The organism is Burkholderia sp. Cy-637 (assembly GCF_011753175.1).
GTDB lineage: Bacteria > Pseudomonadota > Gammaproteobacteria > Burkholderiales > Burkholderiaceae > Burkholderia > Burkholderia gladioli.
Genome location: NZ_VWWC01000171.1, coordinates 1 through 15,414 on the forward strand (window position 1 = coordinate 1; position 15,414 = coordinate 15,414).

Here is a 15,414-nt window from a genome sequence, read left to right on the forward strand (position 1 = left end):
TGCCGGTTCGACGTGGCGCGCCCGGCGCGCCGCGCGGCCGGCACGGCGCGCGCGACGTCCGCCTTGCCGGCGGCGCCGCGCGCGTGTTCGCGGATGCGTGGTTCGACCGGCGGTAGGTAGCCCAAACAAGTAGGGGACAGTTCATGAGTCTCATCGAAGTCAAAGTGCCGGATATCGGCGATTTCAAGGAAATTCCCGTCATCGAGGTGCTGGTGAAGGCGGGCGACACGGTCGAGAAGGAGCAGTCGCTCGTCACGCTCGAGTCGGACAAGGCCACCATGGACGTGCCGAGCTCGGAAGCCGGCGTGGTCAAGGAAGTGAAGGTCAAGGTGGGCGACAACGTGTCGGAAGGCACGCTGATCGTGGTGCTGGAAGGCAGCGCGGACGCCGCGAAGCCGGCGGAAAAGGCGCCGGAAGCGCCGGCTGCCAAGCCCGCCGAGAAAGCGGCCGAAAAGCCGGCCGAGAAGGCCGCGCCGGCTGCTGCGCCGCAGGCCGGCAGCTATTCGGGCAGCGCCGATATCGAATGCGACATGCTGGTGCTCGGCTCGGGCCCCGGCGGCTATTCGGCCGCGTTCCGCGCCGCCGACCTTGGCATGAAGACGGTGCTGGTCGAGCGTTATTCGGTGCTCGGCGGCGTGTGCCTGAACGTCGGCTGCATCCCGTCGAAGGCGCTGCTGCATACCGCGCTGGTGCTCGACGAGGCGGCCGCGCTCGCGCATCACGGCATCTCCTTCGGCAAGCCCGAGATCGACCTCGACAAGCTGCGCGACTTCAAGTCGGGCGTGGTCAAGCAGCTGACCACCGGCCTGGCCGGCATGGCCAAGGCGCGCAAGGTCGAGGTGGTGACCGGTGTCGGCAGCTTCGTCGATCCGAATCACCTGGAAGTGCAGGTCGAGGGCGGCAAGAAGATCGTCAAGTTCAAGCAGGCCATCATCGCGGCCGGCTCGCAAGCCGTGAAACTGCCCTTCATGCCGGACGATCCGCGCGTGATCGACTCGACCGGCGCGCTGGAACTGCGCCAGTTGCCCAAGCGCATGCTGGTGATCGGCGGCGGCATCATCGGCCTGGAAATGGCGACCGTCTACTCGTCGCTGGGCGCCGAGATCGACGTGGTCGAGATGATGGACGGCCTGATGATGGGCGCGGACCGCGATCTGGTTAAGGTCTGGGAAAAGCACAATGCCAAGCGTTTCGGCAACGTGATGCTCAAGACCAAGACGGTGGGCGCCGAGGCGAAGGAAGACGGCATCTACGTGAAGTTCGAGGGCGAGAAGGCCCCGGCGGACGCGCAGCGCTACGACCTGGTGCTGGTGGCGGTGGGCCGCAGCCCGAACGGCAAGAAGATCGGCGCCGACAAGGCGGGCGTGGCGGTCACCGATCGCGGCTTCATCGAGGTCGACAAGCAGATGCGCACCAACGTGCCGCACATCTTCGCGATCGGCGATATCGTCGGCCAGCCGATGCTCGCGCACAAGGCCGTGCATGAAGGCCACGTCGCGGCCGAGGCGGCACATGGCGAGAAGGCCTACTTCGACGCGCTGCAGATCCCGTCGGTGGCCTTCACCGATCCGGAAGTGGCCTGGGCCGGCAAGACCGAGGACCAGTGCAAGGCCGAGGGGATCAAGTACGGCAAGGCCGTGTTCCCCTGGGTGGCATCGGGTCGCGCGATCGCGAACGGTCGCGACGAGGGCTTCACCAAGCTGATCTTCGACGAGGAAACCCATCGCGTGATCGGCGGCGGCATCGTCGGCCTGAATGCGGGCGACCTGATCAGCGAGGTCTGCCTGGCCGTCGAGATGGGCGCGGATGCCGAGGACATCGGCAAGACCATCCACCCGCACCCGACGCTTGGCGAATCGGTCGGGATGGCCGCCGAGCTGTACGAAGGCGTCTGTACCGACCTGCCGCCCGTGCGCAAGAAGAAGTAAGAGGTCGTGCCTTGGCCGGTGCCTGTTGGCGCCGGTCGCGCGCATGGCTCGCGGCCCCGTTCCGGCTTGTCCGGGCGGGGCCGTTTTCGTTGGTGTGGAGGGGCGGGCGCGTGCGAGGGGGCGGGAAGCGTCGGCGCAGAATGAAAAAAGCCGCGCAATGCGCGGCTTTTTTCGTGACGGCAGCCTGGCGGCTGCCGCCGGGCCTGGTGATGCCTCAGGCCGGCTTGGCGGTGTTCGCGCGACGCGATGCGGCGGCGCTGGCAGCCTTGGTGGCCACGGCAGCGGCGGCGTTGAAGTTCGACTCGGCGATCTCGACGGCCTGCTTGGTGGCCTTCTGGACCGTTTCGTAGGTCGTGTTGGCGGCGTTGATGGCCGACTTCAGCGCGGCGACAGCCGTTTCCGAACCGGCCGGGGCGTTCTTCGCGACGTTGTCGACGAGCGCCTGGACCTTGCGGTTCTGTTCTTCATATTGCGATTCGGCAACCTTGGCGAATTCGGCCTGGGTCGACGAAGCGATGTCGTACAGGTGACGGCCGTAGGCGAGGGCCTTTTCGGCGAGCGGCTGGGCAAAGCTGGCCTGCAGGGCGAGCAGTTCCTGCGCATCCTTCACCGACAGCGCGCGCTGCACGTTTTCCTGGCTTTCCGCGAGCGTCGACTTCACGACTTGCACGTTCAGTTCGATCAGCTTCTCGACGCTTTCGAAGGCCTTGCTGGTGAGACCGAACAGGCTCTCAAGGTGGGCTTTCTGGGCGGCGGCGATTTGCTCCGGGGTCAGCAGGGACATGGTCTGGCTCCTGATTGACGAACGCCGGTCTGACGGCGGTCGTGTGAGTTAAGTGAGTGAGAGGCTCAACTTCAAGGCACGAACGGTATGCGATGTCTGGCGCAATGCGTTGGTGCATCGCAACAACGGTTCCCATTTTAGGGCGTCCGAAGCGGATGTCAAGCGCTTTTTGTGCAATGCACAATGACATCATTTTTACGGAAAAACAATGGCTTGGATCATTCCGACTGGAATCGGTTTCCTTGCCGCGACTGTCACGCCGGCGTCATCAATGCCTTGTGCATATGCACCATATGGGGACATGTCGGAAGGGAGTGATCGCCTGGTTTGCGCGGGTTTACCGCGGTGAAATCACGTAAACCGAATCGGACCGTGGAACGTTTGTCATGCATTCCGGTCGAAAAACGCCGTTCGCGCGCGACGCTCATCTGCCTCGGACGAGTCGCGCCGCCGGCATTTTTTTCCGCTTCGCAGGTCGTTTTACTGGTTTTTCCCGCTGCGATTCGTCGCGACGGCGCCGTTATCACGCTTATCCGGCCGATGCCGGACCGCGAGGTAGCGTCATCGAATTTTTCGATGGAAACGGGAGGGTGATTGCCCCGAGGCAATCCACTCTTACAATCCGGTTTAACGAAAACCGGTAAGTGCCTCAAATTGCTTATTTTTTCAGGTTTTACTACACTTGCGGAAACCTCCCGCCGCTTTGTCCAGACCCCAATGAAAGCCTCCTTATTCTCGCCGTTGAAGATGATGCACGGCGCGGCACTCGGCACCGCGGTGTCCGTCGCCGTGTCGGTGCTCGTCGCGTCGGCCGCTGTCGTGCCTGCCGATGCCCTGGCCGCGACCGCCAAGACCACCCAGTCCTCGAAGAAGGCCGCCAAGCCCGTCGCCAGCGCGAAGGGCAAGAAGCGCGCCGTCGTCGCGGAAAAGAAAACCGCCAAGGTGGCCGCCGAGGCGCCGCGCAAGGGCCGCAAGCGCGTGACGCTGGCCGCCGTGCCGGGCCGTCATCACGGCGCCGTGCGGCGCGTGGCGTTCCAGCCGCGCCAGCCTTCGGTCGGCCAGGCCTTCGGCCTGCACGACACGCCCGATGCGCTCGCGCTGCGTTCCAGCGTCGCCTACGTGGTCGACCAGAACAACTCGGAACCGCTGTTCGACAAGAACTCGCGCGCGGTGGTGCCGATCGCCTCGATCTCCAAGCTGATGACCGCGATGGTCGTGCTCGATTCGAAGGCCTCGCTCGACGAGCAGATCGCCGTCACCGACGAGGATCGCGATTACGAGAAGGGCACCGGCTCGCGACTGTCCGTGGGGTCGGTCCTGTCGCGGGAAGACATGCTGCACATCGCGCTGATGGCATCGGAGAACCGCGCGGCCGCGGCATTGTCGCGCTACTACCCGGGCGGGCGCCCGGCGTTCATCGCGGCGATGAACGCGAAGGCGAAATCGCTGGGCATGACCGACACGCACTTCGAGAACTCGACGGGTCTGACGAGTTTGAACGTGTCGAGCGCGCGCGACCTGGTCAAGATGATCGACGCGGCTTACCAGTACCCGCTGATCCGTCGTTTCTCGACCGATCGCACCTACACGGTGTTTACCGGCAAGCGCTCGCTGGTCTACAACAGCACCAATGCGCTGGTGCGCAATCCGTCCTGGGACATCGGCCTGCAGAAGACCGGCTTCATCAACGAGGCGGGCGAGTGCCTGGTGATGCAGACCACCATCCATGGCCGCCCGATCGTGATGGTGCTGCTCGATTCCTTCGGCAAGTATTCGCGCGTGGCCGACGCGTCGCGCGTGCGCAACTGGCTCGACGCCGGCGGCGGCGAGCGCCTGACCGCGGCGAACACGGGCGCGGGCGGTACCTGATCGCCGCTTGTCGGCCCGCATCGGGGCTGGCTGCGCTTCCCAACAAAAAGCCCCGCGAATGCGGGGCTTTTTGCATGGTGCCGCGATCCGTGCGTCAGATCGACTTGGCGAGCGCCGCGCCGTCGAGTTCCTTCGGCGGCCGGTAGCCGAGCGCCTCGGAGATGGTCAGCGCGGTATGGCTGATCTGGCCGAGCCAGGCATCCTGCAGTCGATCGGCCGGCGCGGACAGCGACAAGCCCGCCACCAGCTTGCCCGAGTCGTCGTAGATGCCGGCGGCGATGCAGCGCACGCCCAGTTCGAGCTCCTCGTTGTCGCGCGCGCAGGCCTGCTGGCGCACGATCGACAGCTCGCGCTCGAGCTTGCCGAGGTCGGTAATACTGTTCTGGGTATGGCCGGCGAGGCCGGTGCGCGTGGCATAGGCCCGCACGCGGGTGGTTTCGTCGGCGGCCAGGAACAGCTTGCCGACCGAGGTCAGGTGCAGCGGCGCGCGGCCGCCGATCGCGCGCACCACCTGCATGCCCGAGCGCTCCGAATAGGCCCGCTCGATATAGACGATCTCGTCGCCCTGGCGCACCGACAGGTTCACGGTCTGCCCGGTCAGCCGGTGCAGCTCGCGCATCGGCATCAGCGCCGCGTCGCGCACCGACAGGCGCGCCTTCACCAGGTTGCCGAGTTCGAGCAGGCGCATGCCGAGGCGGTAGGTGCCCGGGTCGGATCGGTCGACCAGGCGACAGGTCACCATGTCGTTGAGGATGCGGTGCGCGGTGGACGGATGCAGCTCCGTGCTCTGCGCGAGCTCCTTCAGGCTGACCGGGTCGGTGTGGTCGGCCAGCGCGTCGAGCAGCCGCATCATGCGTTCGATCACCTGGATCGACGTCTTCGGGTCCGGAGTCGGAGTGCTCATCGTGAAAAATCAGTTGACCTGTCAAACGGTGAGGAGCCGATTGTATCTCGTAATGTGAAAAAAGCGAACGCTGTTCGAGGAGTGCTTCGGATCGGTTCGATGCGCGCCGTTTCGTCGATCGCCGCGTCGCAGCGTTGGTCTTGCGCGGCAAAGCGCGGATAATGAGCGGCGTTTTCTCGAAGGAGCGGCCATGCGAGTCGGATTGTTCGTCACCTGCCTCATCGACCTGATGCGGCCTGAAATCGGTTTTTCCGCGCTGAAACTGATCCGCGATGCCGGTTTCGAGGTGGACGTGCCGCCCGCGCAGACCTGCTGCGGGCAACCCGCCTACAACTCCGGCGAGCGCCGCCTCGCGCGGGACCTGGCGGAAAAGACCCTGCGCGAGTTCGAGCAGTTCGACTACGTGGTGGTGCCGTCGGGCTCCTGCGGCGGCATGATCCGCGCCCATTACGGCGACCTGTTTCGCGACGATCCCGAACTGATGGCGCGCTACGGGCGCTTGCGCGAGCGCGTGTATGAACTGACCGATTTCCTCGTCAAGGTCGCGAAGGTCGAGCTGCCGCGCGGCGAGTTCAGCGGCCCTGTCACTTATCACGATTCCTGCTCGGGCCTGCGCGAACTCGGCGTGAAGGCGCAGCCGCGGGCCTTGCTCGCGCAGCGCGGCGTCGAGGTCCGGGAGATGAAGGACTGCGAGCATTGCTGCGGCTTCGGCGGCACCTTCGCGCTCAAGTACGGCGCGATCTCGACCGCGATCGTCGACGAGAAATGCGCCAACGTGCAGGCCAGCGGCACGCGCACCGTGGTGCTCGGCGATCTCGGCTGCATCCTCAACATCGAGGGGCGCCTGCGCCGCACCGGCGACAAGGACACGCGTGTGCTGCACGTCGCGCAGGTCCTCGCCGGCGATCTCTGAACCCGCCGTTTCCCCGTTTCCCGACCAGCCGCCAGCCGATCCTGCCAGCCATGCAAGTTCAATCGATGCAGTTCAAGGCGCGCGCGGGCCAGAAGCTCGCCGACCAGCGCCTGCAGCAGAACCTCAAGAAGTTGTCGACCAAGTTCGTCTCGGCGCGCGCCGAGGCTGTCACGCAGATCGATTTCGCGGCCACGCGCGCCGCGCTGAAGGCGCGCCGCAACCGCGCGCTGGAGAACCTCGATGTCTGGCTCGAGGCCTTCGAGCGCGAGGCCACGCGACGCGGCACCACGGTGCTGTTCGCCGAGTCGATGGCCGACGCGGCCAGGCTGGTGGCCGAGATCGCCAGGCGGCACGAGGTCAGGAAGGTCATCAAGACCAAGTCGATGGTCTCGGAGGAGATGCGCATCAATGCCGTGCTCGCCGAGATCGGCGTGCAGTCGATCGAGACCGACCTCGGCGAATACATCCTGCAGATCAACGACAACGAGGCGCCGAGCCACATCATCGCGCCCGTGGTCCACAAGGACAAGGACGAGATCGCCGACCTGTTCGCGCGTACTCACGGACGCGAGCGCCTGACCGAGATCCCGGCCATGACGCGCGAGGCGCGCGAGGTGCTGCGGCCGCACTTCCTCGGCGCCGACATGGGGCTGACGGGCGGCAACTTCGTGGTGGCCGAGACGGGATCGGTGGTGCTGGTGACCAACGAGGGCAACGAGGGCATGTGCACGGTGATGCCGCGCGTGCACGTGGCCGTGACCGGGATCGAGAAGGTGCTGCCGACGCTCGAGGACCTGGCCACCGCGATGCGGCTGCTGCCGCGCTCGGCCACCGGCCAGAAGACCTCGAACTATTTCTCGCTGCTCACGGGGCCGCGCGCGGCCGGTGAGGAGGACGGCCCCGAGCACAACTACGTGGTGCTGGTCGACGGCGGGCGCACCGGGCTGATCGGCGGCGAGTTCCAGGAGATGCTGCGCTGCATCCGCTGCGGCGCCTGCATGAACCATTGCCCGGTCTACCAGAAGGTCGGCGGCCATGCCTATGGCTGGGTCTATCCGGGGCCGATGGGCTCGGTGCTCACGCCGAGCTACGTCGGGCTCGAGCGCTCGCTCGACCTGCCGCAGGCCGCCACCTTGTGCGGCGAATGCGACAGCGTCTGCCCGGTCGGCATTCCCTTGTCGGGGCTGCTGCGCACCCTGCGCGAGAAGCAGGTGGAGCGGGGGCTGCGGCCCTGGCGCGAGCGCCTGGCGCTGGCCGCCTGGGGTTTCGCCGCGCGCCGGCCGACGTTGTACGGGCTCGCGACCAAGCTGATGGTGCGGATCCTGGAGCGCGTCGGCGGCGAACGCAAGTCGGGCGGCGGGATCCGCAAGCTGCCGCTGGCGGCCGGCTGGACCGATACGCGCGACCTGCCGACGCCGACCGGGCGCACCTTCCGCGAACTCTACGCGGCGTCGAAGACCCATCTCGGCTGATGGCTTCTGCCAAGGTAGGCGGGTTACCTGGAGCCGGGGCAGCGCCTTGATCCCGCACAGTGAACGCTCGAACAAATTGGCGACTGTTCGCCGCACGACAACAGAGCGTTCGCTATTTGATGGTTTATCTCAATAGATGCGGTCTATAGAATGGCGCCTGTAGTGTCGAGCAATGGATTCGACACGCAGTTACCGGAGGTCGCATCATGAGAAAGACAATATCGATGTACTGGCCGCTCGCGATCGTCGTACCGCTTGCCGCCGTCGCGTACCTGTACGCGTCGAACGCCGCGCGCCCCAGCGAACCGCAGCCGATCGGGCAGGTTTCCGCGGAGTTGGCTCGCACCGTGTCGTTCGGGCTGGTCGGCGATTCGCCCGAAGCCGCTTCGGCCGCGCCGCTGGCCGCCACCAAGGCGCTGTGATGCCGCGCCGGCCGGCCACGGGTATCGAAACGCGCCTGTATAATGGCGCGCTTTCTGTTTTCGCGGCCGTTCGCCGACGTCCGTTCGCACGATGAAACGCGCTTCGATCTGCTTCGTCTGCCTCGGCAACATCTGTCGCTCCCCGACCGCGGAGGGCGTGATGCGCGAGCAGGTCGGCGCGGCGGGCCTCGATCATGTGATCGAGATCGATTCCGCCGGAACGGGCGACTGGCACGTCGGCGAGGCGCCCGATGCGCGCGCCCAACAGGCAGCGCGCGGCCGTGGCTACGATCTGTCGGCGCTGCGGGCGCGTCAGGTCGCCAGCGGCGACTTCGAGCGTTTCGACCTGCTGCTCGCGATGGACGAAGCGAATCTCGCCGAGTTGCGTCGCCGTTGCCCGGCCGAGCATCGACACAAGGTCCGTCTGCTGATGGAATTCGCGACCGGTGCCGGTCAACGCGAAGTGGCGGACCCTTATTTCGGCGGCGCGCAAGGCTTCGAGCAAGTGCTCGATCAATGCGAGCGCGCCTGTGCAGGCCTGCTCGCGACGTTGCGCGAGCGAGTCGGCAATTGAACCCAAGGCCGCTGCGGCACTTCTGTAGCGTTCACTGAATCTCCCTCCCCGGGACAGGGATACTTGACTAAAACTGTCAGATATTTATACTTGACCAAAATCGTCAAGATTGCTGTCCCCTACGACTATGAGACTCACCACGAAAGGCCGTTTCGCCGTCACGGCGATGATTGACTTGGCACTGCGCCAGGAGCAGGGGCCGGTGACGCTTGCAGGCATCAGCCAGCGCCAGCGCATCTCGCTCTCGTACCTGGAGCAGTTGTTCGGAAAGCTGCGCCGGCACGAGATCGTCGAATCGGTCCGCGGGCCGGGGGGCGGCTACAACCTCGCGCGCCGTGCGGCCGACGTCACGGTCGCCGACATCATCATCGCGGTCGACGAACCGCTCGATGCCACGCAATGCGGCGGCAAGGGTACCTGCGAAGGCACCAAGCAGCCCGATGGACATTGCATGACGCACGAGCTCTGGTCGACGCTCAACCAGAAGATGGTCGAATACCTCGATTCGGTCTCGCTGCAGGATCTCGTCGATCAGCAGCGTGCCCGCGAGGGTGCGCCCGCCGTGCTGCGCGACCGCCGCGCGCCGGAGCCGGCCGCGCCCGTCGAGCCGGTGCGGGCGATGCCGCTCGGGCCGAATTCGGTCTTCAACATCGCGACCAGTTCCTGAGGCGCGACGCTGCCGTACCCGATAAAACCACACCTACATAACAGATTGTCCCTGCACTGAATGAATACCCGGAGCGACAGATGAACAACGATACTCCTCACCTGCCCATCTATATGGACTACAGCGCGACGACGCCCGTCGATCCGCGCGTGGTCGACAAGATGGTGCCGTATCTGCGCGAGCAGTTCGGCAATCCGGCGTCGCGCAGCCACGCGTACGGCTGGGATGCGGAGCGGGCGGTGGAAGAGGCGCGCGAGCAGGTGGCGGCGCTCGTGAACGCGGATCCGCGCGAAATCATCTGGACCTCGGGCGCGACCGAATCGGACAACCTCGCGATCAAGGGCGCGGCGCATTTCTACCAGGGCAAGGGCAAGCACATCATCACGGTGAAGACCGAGCACAAGGCCGTGCTCGACACCTGCCGCGAACTCGAGCGCGAAGGCTTCGAGGTGACCTACCTGGACGTCAAGGACGACGGCCTGATCGACCTCGAGGTGTTCAAGGCCGCGCTGCGCCCGGACACGATCCTGGTGTCGGTGATGCACGTGAACAACGAGATCGGCGTGGTCCAGGACATCGAGACCATCGGCGAGATCTGCCGCGCCAAGGGCATCGTGTTCCACGTCGACGCCGCGCAGTCCACCGGCAAGGTCGGCATCGACCTCGCCAAGCTGAAGGTCGACCTGATGTCGTTCTCGGCGCACAAGACCTACGGCCCGAAGGGTATCGGCGCGCTCTACGTGCGCCGCAAGCCGCGCGTGCGGATCGAGGCGCAGATGCACGGCGGCGGCCACGAGCGCGGCATGCGCTCGGGCACGCTGGCGACGCACCAGATCGTCGGCATGGGCGAGGCCTTCCGCATCGCCCGCGAGGAAATGGCGGTCGAGAACGAGCGCGTGCGCGCGCTGCGCGACAAGCTGCTGCGTGGCCTGTCGCAGATCGAGGAAACCTATGTGAACGGCGACATGGAGCAGCGTGTCCCGCACAACCTGAACATCAGCTTCAACTTCGTCGAAGGCGAGTCGCTGATCATGGCGATCAAGGATGTCGCCGTGTCGTCGGGCTCGGCCTGCACCTCGGCCTCGCTGGAACCGTCCTACGTGCTGCGCGCGCTGGGCCGCAACGACGAACTCGCGCACAGCTCGATCCGCTTCACGGTCGGCCGCTTTACTACCGAGGCCGATGTCGACTACGTGATCAACCTGTTGCAGGGCAAGATCGCCAAGCTGCGCGACCTGTCGCCGCTCTGGGAAATGCACAAGGACGGGATCGATCTGTCGACGATCGAGTGGGCCGCACACTGAACGAAGGTTGCGCGGCCCGGCGCCGCGCGCACGCAACGTATCAAGGAGTCGAATCATGTCTTACAGCAACAAGGTTCTGGATCACTACGAAAACCCGCGCAACGTCGGTTCCTTCTCGAAGGACGATGACGCGGTCGGCACGGGCATGGTCGGCGCGCCGGCCTGCGGCGACGTGATGAAGCTGCAGATCCGTGTCGGTTCGGACGGCGTGATCGAAGACGCGAAGTTCAAGACCTACGGCTGCGGCTCGGCGATCGCCTCGAGCTCGCTGGTCACCGAGTGGGTGAAGGGCAAGACGCTGGACCAGGCGCTGGCCATCAAGAACACGCAGATCGCCGAGGAACTGGCGCTGCCGCCGGTGAAGATCCACTGCTCGATCCTCGCGGAAGACGCGATCAAGGCGGCGGTGGCCGATTACCGCAAGCGTCACGACGCGACCGCGGAAGACGGCCAGGCCGCGTAAGCGGCGGCGCGGGATGGACGCCCGCGCCTGACAACGCAGTGCGTCGCGAGAAGGACGAGCGGCGAGGTTTATCGAGGCACGACGTCCGCGCGCGGCGCGGGCGACCAGGAACATCATGGCAATCACACTGACCGAAAAAGCAGCGCAACACGTGCAGAAGTACCTGACGCGACGCGGCAAGGGGCTGGGCCTGCGGCTCGGCGTGCGCACCACCGGCTGCTCGGGCCTGGCCTACAAGCTCGAGTATGTCGACGACATGGCGACCGAGGATCAGGTGTTCGAGAGCCATGGCGTGAAGGTGGTGGTCGATCCGAAGAGCCTCGCCTATATCGACGGTACCGAGCTCGACTTCGCGCGCGAGGGCTTGAACGAAGGCTTCAAGTTCAACAATCCGAACGTCAAGGACGAGTGCGGCTGCGGCGAGTCGTTCCGCGTCTGAGGACGCACCGCGCGCAGCGGGCCATAGGCGGCATTGGCCGCCTTTTTCTTGTGCGGACCGCTTCCACCTGCACCATCGACCACCAGGCCTTGGGCATCACGCGATGATTTCGCTGAAAGACAGCTATTTCGAACTCTTTCACCTGCCGACGCAGTTCGCGCTAGACGCCGGTGCGCTCGACGCCGCGTATCGCGCGGTGCAGTCCGAGGTGCATCCGGATCGCTTCGCGGCGGCCGGCGACGCGCAAAAGCGCATCGCGATGCAATGGGCCACGCGCGCCAACGAGGCTTACCAGACGCTGCGCGATCCGCTGAAGCGCGCGATCTACCTGCTGTCGCTGCGCGAGGTCGAGGTCGGCGCCGAGAACAACACGGCGATGGAGCCGGCCTTCCTGATGCAGCAGATGGAATGGCGCGAGGCGATCGAGGATGCGGCCGGCGCGAGGAATGTCGATGCGCTCGACGCGCTGCTCGGCGAATTGCGCGAGGAAAAGCGCGCGCGGCTCGACAAGCTCGCGGCCCTGCTCGACAGCGGCTCGAACCAGGGCGCGGCCGAGGCGGTACGCCAGCTGATGTTCATCGAGCGGGTGGCCGCCGAAGTGACGACGCAGATCGAGCGTCTCGAAGATTAACCGCGCGGGGCCGCGCTCGGGCGCGGCGCGCGAAGCAAGCGGGGCCCCGTGCCCCTCACCGAATACAGCGATGGCTTTACTGCAAATCTCCGAACCCGGCATGGCGCCCGCGCCGCATCAGCGGCGCCTGGCAGTCGGCATCGATCTCGGCACGACGAATTCGCTCGTCGCGTCGGTGCGCAACAGCGTGGCCGAGGTGCTGCCCGACGACGAAGGCCGCGCGCTGCTGCCTTCCGTGGTCCGCTACCTCGAGAAGGGCGGGCGCCGCATCGGTTATGCGGCCAAGGAGGCCGCGGCCAGCGATCCGCGCAACACGATCGTCTCGGTCAAGCGTTTCATGGGCCGCGGCAAGGCCGAGGTCGAGCACGCGGCCAACGCGCCCTACGACTTCGTCGATGCGCCGGGCATGGTGCAGATTCGCACCATCGACGGCGTGAAGAGCCCCGTCGAGGTCTCGGCCGAGATTCTCGCCACCCTGCGCCAGCGCGCCGAGGATACGCTCGGCGACGACCTGGTGGGCGCCGTGATCACCGTGCCGGCCTATTTCGACGACGCGCAACGCCAGGCCACCAAGGACGCGGCGCGGCTGGCCGGCCTGAACGTGCTGCGCCTGCTCAACGAACCGACCGCGGCCGCGATCGCCTACGGGCTCGACAACGGCGCGGAAGGCCTCTATGCCGTCTACGATCTGGGCGGCGGCACCTTCGACCTGTCGATCCTGAAACTGACCAAGGGCGTGTTCGAGGTCCTCGCGGCGGGCGGCGATTCCGCGCTCGGCGGTGACGATTTCGACCACGCCCTGTTCGCGCATGTGCTCGCCGCGGCGGGCATCGAACGCGCCGCGCTGTCGGCCGAGGACGTGCGGGCGCTGCTCGACCGTTCGCGTGCCGTGAAGGAAGCGCTGAGCGACGCGCCCGAGGCGGCCTTCGAGATCACGCTGTCGACCGGCGCGACGATCGCCCAGACGATTTCCGCCGAGACCTTCGCCGGGCTGGTCGAGCCGCTGGTCGCGCGCACGCTCGCGCCGACCCGCAAGGCACTGCGCGACGCGCAGGTCACGCCGGCCGAGATCAAGGGCGTGGTGCTGGTGGGCGGCGCGACGCGCATGCCGGTGATCCGCGCGGCCGTCGAGCGTTTCTTCGGCCAGCCGCCGCTGATCAATCTCGATCCGGACCAGGTGGTCGCGCTCGGCGCGGCCGTGCAGGCCGACCTGCTGGCCGGCAACCGCGCCAACGGCGACGACTGGCTGCTGCTCGACGTGATCCCGCTGTCGCTCGGCGTCGAGACCATGGGCGGCCTGGTCGAGAAGATCATTCCACGCAACTCGACCATCCCCGTGGCACGCGCGCAGGAATTCACCACCTTCAAGGACGGCCAGACCGCGATGGCGATCCACGTGGTGCAGGGCGAGCGCGAACTGGTGGCCGATTGCCGTTCGCTGGCGCGCTTCGAGCTGCGCGGCATCCCGCCGATGTCGGCCGGCGCGGCGCGGATCCGCGTGACCTACCAGGTCGATGCCGACGGCCTGCTGTCGGTGTTCGCGCGCGAGCAGCATTCGGGCGTGGAGGCCTCGGTGGTGGTGAAGCCGTCCTACGGCCTCGCCGACGACGACATCGCCAAGATGCTGGAAGACAGCTTCAAGACCGCCGACATCGACATGCGCGCGCGTGCGCTGCGCGAGGCGCAGGTGGAGGCGCAGCGCATCGCCGAGGCGACCGAGGCGGCGCTCGCGGTGGACGCGGACCTGCTCGACGCCGAGGAGCGCGCGGCGATCGACGCGCTGATCACCAAGCTGCGCGCGCTGGCGGGCGGCGAGGACACCGACGCGATCGACGCGGCGACCAAGGCGCTGGCCGAGGGCACCGACGAATTCGCGGCACGGCGGATGGACAAGAACATCCGTCGCGCGCTCGCGGGCCGCAAGCTCGACGAGATCTGAAACAACGGCATCGCGCCGACGTGCGCGATGCGAAGCGGCGCGGCGCGCCATCGATGAAACACGGAACCGACATGCCCCAACTGGTAGTTTTGCCCCACGTCGAACTGTGCCCGGACGGCGCGGTGATCGACGCGACGCCCGGCAAGAGCATCTGCGACAACCTGCTCGACAACGGCATCGAGATCGAGCATGCCTGCGAGAAATCCTGCGCCTGCACGACCTGCCACGTGATCGTGCGCGAAGGCTTCAACGAGCTGGCCCCCTCCGAGGAAGACGAGGACGACCTGCTCGATCGCGCCTGGGGGCTGGAGCCGCAATCGCGCCTGTCGTGCCAGGCGATCGTGACCGAGGAATCGGACCTGGTGGTCGAGATCCCCAAGTACACGATCAATCACGCCAAAGAGAATCACTGACCCGTTCAGGAGGTGCGACGATGAAATGGACCGATTCGCGCGAGATCGCGATTGCGCTCGCCGACAAGTTTCCCGACCTGGATCCGAAGACGATCCGCTTCACCGATCTGCGCCAATGGGTACTCGAGCTCGACGGCTTCGACGACGAGCCCGAGCGTTCGGGCGAGAAGATCCTCGAGGCGATCCAGTTGCACTGGATCGACGAATCCGACTTCGACGACGAATGACATGAACTCGGGCCGCCTGACCGGGCCCGACGATGCAGGAGAAAAAACGGCTCGCGCCCTTCGAGGGGCGCGAGCCGTTTTCACATGGGCAACGCGGCCAGGGAGCCGCCGCGTGTCGATCAGCCGGCAGCCAGCGTGCCGTGTTCGATGTGCACGCGCTGGCCTTCGCCGAACGGCGGCGGGTTGCGGTAGGTGAAGCTGCGTTCCGTGCCGTTTTCCATGCGCACGCGCACGTGGTAGTCGGTGGTGCTGCGCACGCGCTTCTCGATCGAGTTGCCGGCCAGGCCGCCGCCGAGCGCGCCGATGATGGTCATCGCGGTGCGGCCGCCGCCGCGGCCGAACTGGTTGCCGAGCAGGCCGCCCGCGGCGGCGCCGCCGACCGCGCCGATCCCCGTGCCCTGGCCGGGCGTGCGCGTCTCGGTGATGGCCACCACCGTGCCGCAGGTATGGCAGGCGGAGGCCTGC

18 protein-coding genes are annotated in these 15,414 nt (G+C 66.4%); 15 read left to right on the forward strand and 3 right to left on the reverse strand.

Annotation, left to right across the window (positions count from 1 at the left end; translation table 11 throughout):
* Positions 1-143: 143 nt before the first annotated feature.
* The gene (gene lpdA / locus F3J10_RS29480; RefSeq protein ID WP_167233447.1) at positions 144-1,928 is read left to right on the forward strand and encodes a dihydrolipoyl dehydrogenase; all 1,785 of its coding nucleotides are present in this window, start codon (positions 144-146) and stop codon (positions 1,926-1,928) included.
* A gap of 214 nt (positions 1,929-2,142) precedes the next feature.
* Here the strand turns inward: lpdA and F3J10_RS29485 are convergent, their stop codons facing one another.
* Positions 2,143-2,712 carry a phasin family protein gene (locus tag F3J10_RS29485; RefSeq protein WP_025099860.1) on the reverse strand — a complete coding sequence of 190 codons (570 nt, stop codon included), beginning with the start codon at positions 2,710-2,712 and terminating at the stop codon, positions 2,143-2,145.
* Between the two features lie 372 nt (positions 2,713-3,084).
* Here F3J10_RS29485 and F3J10_RS29490 point away from each other — a divergent pair, with 372 nt between their 5' ends.
* Together F3J10_RS29490 and pbpG are read left to right on the forward strand one after the other, a co-directional pair.
* Entirely contained in the window at positions 3,085-3,306 is a 222-nt protein-coding gene (locus tag F3J10_RS29490) for a hypothetical protein (RefSeq protein ID WP_152554437.1), read from the forward strand.
* Positions 3,307-3,429: 123 nt separating this feature from the next.
* Positions 3,430-4,581: a D-alanyl-D-alanine endopeptidase gene (gene pbpG / locus F3J10_RS29495; RefSeq protein ID WP_167243586.1), complete on the forward strand. Its 1,152-nt coding sequence runs from the start codon at positions 3,430-3,432 to the stop codon at positions 4,579-4,581.
* Positions 4,582-4,675: 94 nt separating this feature from the next.
* Here the strand turns inward: pbpG and F3J10_RS29500 are convergent, their stop codons facing one another.
* Positions 4,676-5,485, reverse strand: coding sequence for an IclR family transcriptional regulator (locus F3J10_RS29500; RefSeq protein WP_013698742.1), 810 nt, complete (start codon positions 5,483-5,485; stop codon positions 4,676-4,678).
* Positions 5,486-5,675: 190 nt separating this feature from the next.
* Between F3J10_RS29500 and F3J10_RS29505 the strand changes: the two genes are divergently transcribed.
* The 12 genes from F3J10_RS29505 (at position 5,676) to iscX (ending at position 14,949) form a co-directional block, all read left to right on the forward strand.
* Positions 5,676-6,398: a (Fe-S)-binding protein gene (locus F3J10_RS29505; protein ID WP_046580881.1), complete on the forward strand. Its 723-nt coding sequence runs from the start codon at positions 5,676-5,678 to the stop codon at positions 6,396-6,398.
* A gap of 50 nt (positions 6,399-6,448) precedes the next feature.
* Positions 6,449-7,870 (forward strand): lactate utilization protein B, encoded by a 1,422-nt coding sequence (locus tag F3J10_RS29510; RefSeq protein WP_124094399.1) that lies wholly within the window; start codon positions 6,449-6,451, stop codon positions 7,868-7,870.
* Between the two features lie 206 nt (positions 7,871-8,076).
* On the forward strand, positions 8,077-8,292 hold the full coding sequence (locus F3J10_RS29515; RefSeq protein ID WP_013698739.1) for a hypothetical protein: 216 nt from the start codon (positions 8,077-8,079) through the stop codon (positions 8,290-8,292).
* A gap of 91 nt (positions 8,293-8,383) precedes the next feature.
* Positions 8,384-8,866, forward strand: coding sequence for a low molecular weight protein-tyrosine-phosphatase (locus F3J10_RS29520; RefSeq protein WP_124094398.1), 483 nt, complete (start codon positions 8,384-8,386; stop codon positions 8,864-8,866).
* Between the two features lie 127 nt (positions 8,867-8,993).
* Positions 8,994-9,533, forward strand: a complete 540-nt coding sequence (gene iscR / locus F3J10_RS29525) for a Fe-S cluster assembly transcriptional regulator IscR (RefSeq protein ID WP_025099865.1) — start codon at positions 8,994-8,996, stop codon at positions 9,531-9,533.
* An 80-nt stretch (positions 9,534-9,613) separates the two neighbouring features.
* Entirely contained in the window at positions 9,614-10,837 is a 1,224-nt protein-coding gene (locus tag F3J10_RS29530; RefSeq protein ID WP_025099866.1) for an IscS subfamily cysteine desulfurase, read from the forward strand.
* A 55-nt stretch (positions 10,838-10,892) separates the two neighbouring features.
* Positions 10,893-11,300, forward strand: coding sequence for a Fe-S cluster assembly scaffold IscU (gene iscU, locus F3J10_RS29535; RefSeq protein WP_013698735.1), 408 nt, complete (start codon positions 10,893-10,895; stop codon positions 11,298-11,300).
* Positions 11,301-11,415: 115 nt separating this feature from the next.
* Positions 11,416-11,739 (forward strand): iron-sulfur cluster assembly protein IscA, encoded by a 324-nt coding sequence (gene iscA / locus F3J10_RS29540; protein ID WP_025099867.1) that lies wholly within the window; start codon positions 11,416-11,418, stop codon positions 11,737-11,739.
* Positions 11,740-11,842: 103 nt separating this feature from the next.
* Positions 11,843-12,370 (forward strand): Fe-S protein assembly co-chaperone HscB, encoded by a 528-nt coding sequence (hscB, locus tag F3J10_RS29545; RefSeq protein ID WP_025099868.1) that lies wholly within the window; start codon positions 11,843-11,845, stop codon positions 12,368-12,370.
* A 70-nt stretch (positions 12,371-12,440) separates the two neighbouring features.
* Positions 12,441-14,309: a Fe-S protein assembly chaperone HscA gene (gene hscA / locus F3J10_RS29550; protein WP_167243587.1), complete on the forward strand. Its 1,869-nt coding sequence runs from the start codon at positions 12,441-12,443 to the stop codon at positions 14,307-14,309.
* Positions 14,310-14,380: 71 nt separating this feature from the next.
* Positions 14,381-14,722 (forward strand): ISC system 2Fe-2S type ferredoxin, encoded by a 342-nt coding sequence (fdx, locus tag F3J10_RS29555; RefSeq protein WP_013698731.1) that lies wholly within the window; start codon positions 14,381-14,383, stop codon positions 14,720-14,722.
* Between the two features lie 20 nt (positions 14,723-14,742).
* The gene (gene iscX, locus F3J10_RS29560; protein WP_025099870.1) at positions 14,743-14,949 is read left to right on the forward strand and encodes a Fe-S cluster assembly protein IscX; all 207 of its coding nucleotides are present in this window, start codon (positions 14,743-14,745) and stop codon (positions 14,947-14,949) included.
* 119 nt (positions 14,950-15,068) lie between these two features.
* Here the strand turns inward: iscX and F3J10_RS29565 are convergent.
* A partial coding sequence (locus F3J10_RS29565; protein ID WP_167243588.1) for a glycine zipper 2TM domain-containing protein occupies positions 15,069-15,414 on the reverse strand: 346 nt, incomplete at its 5' end.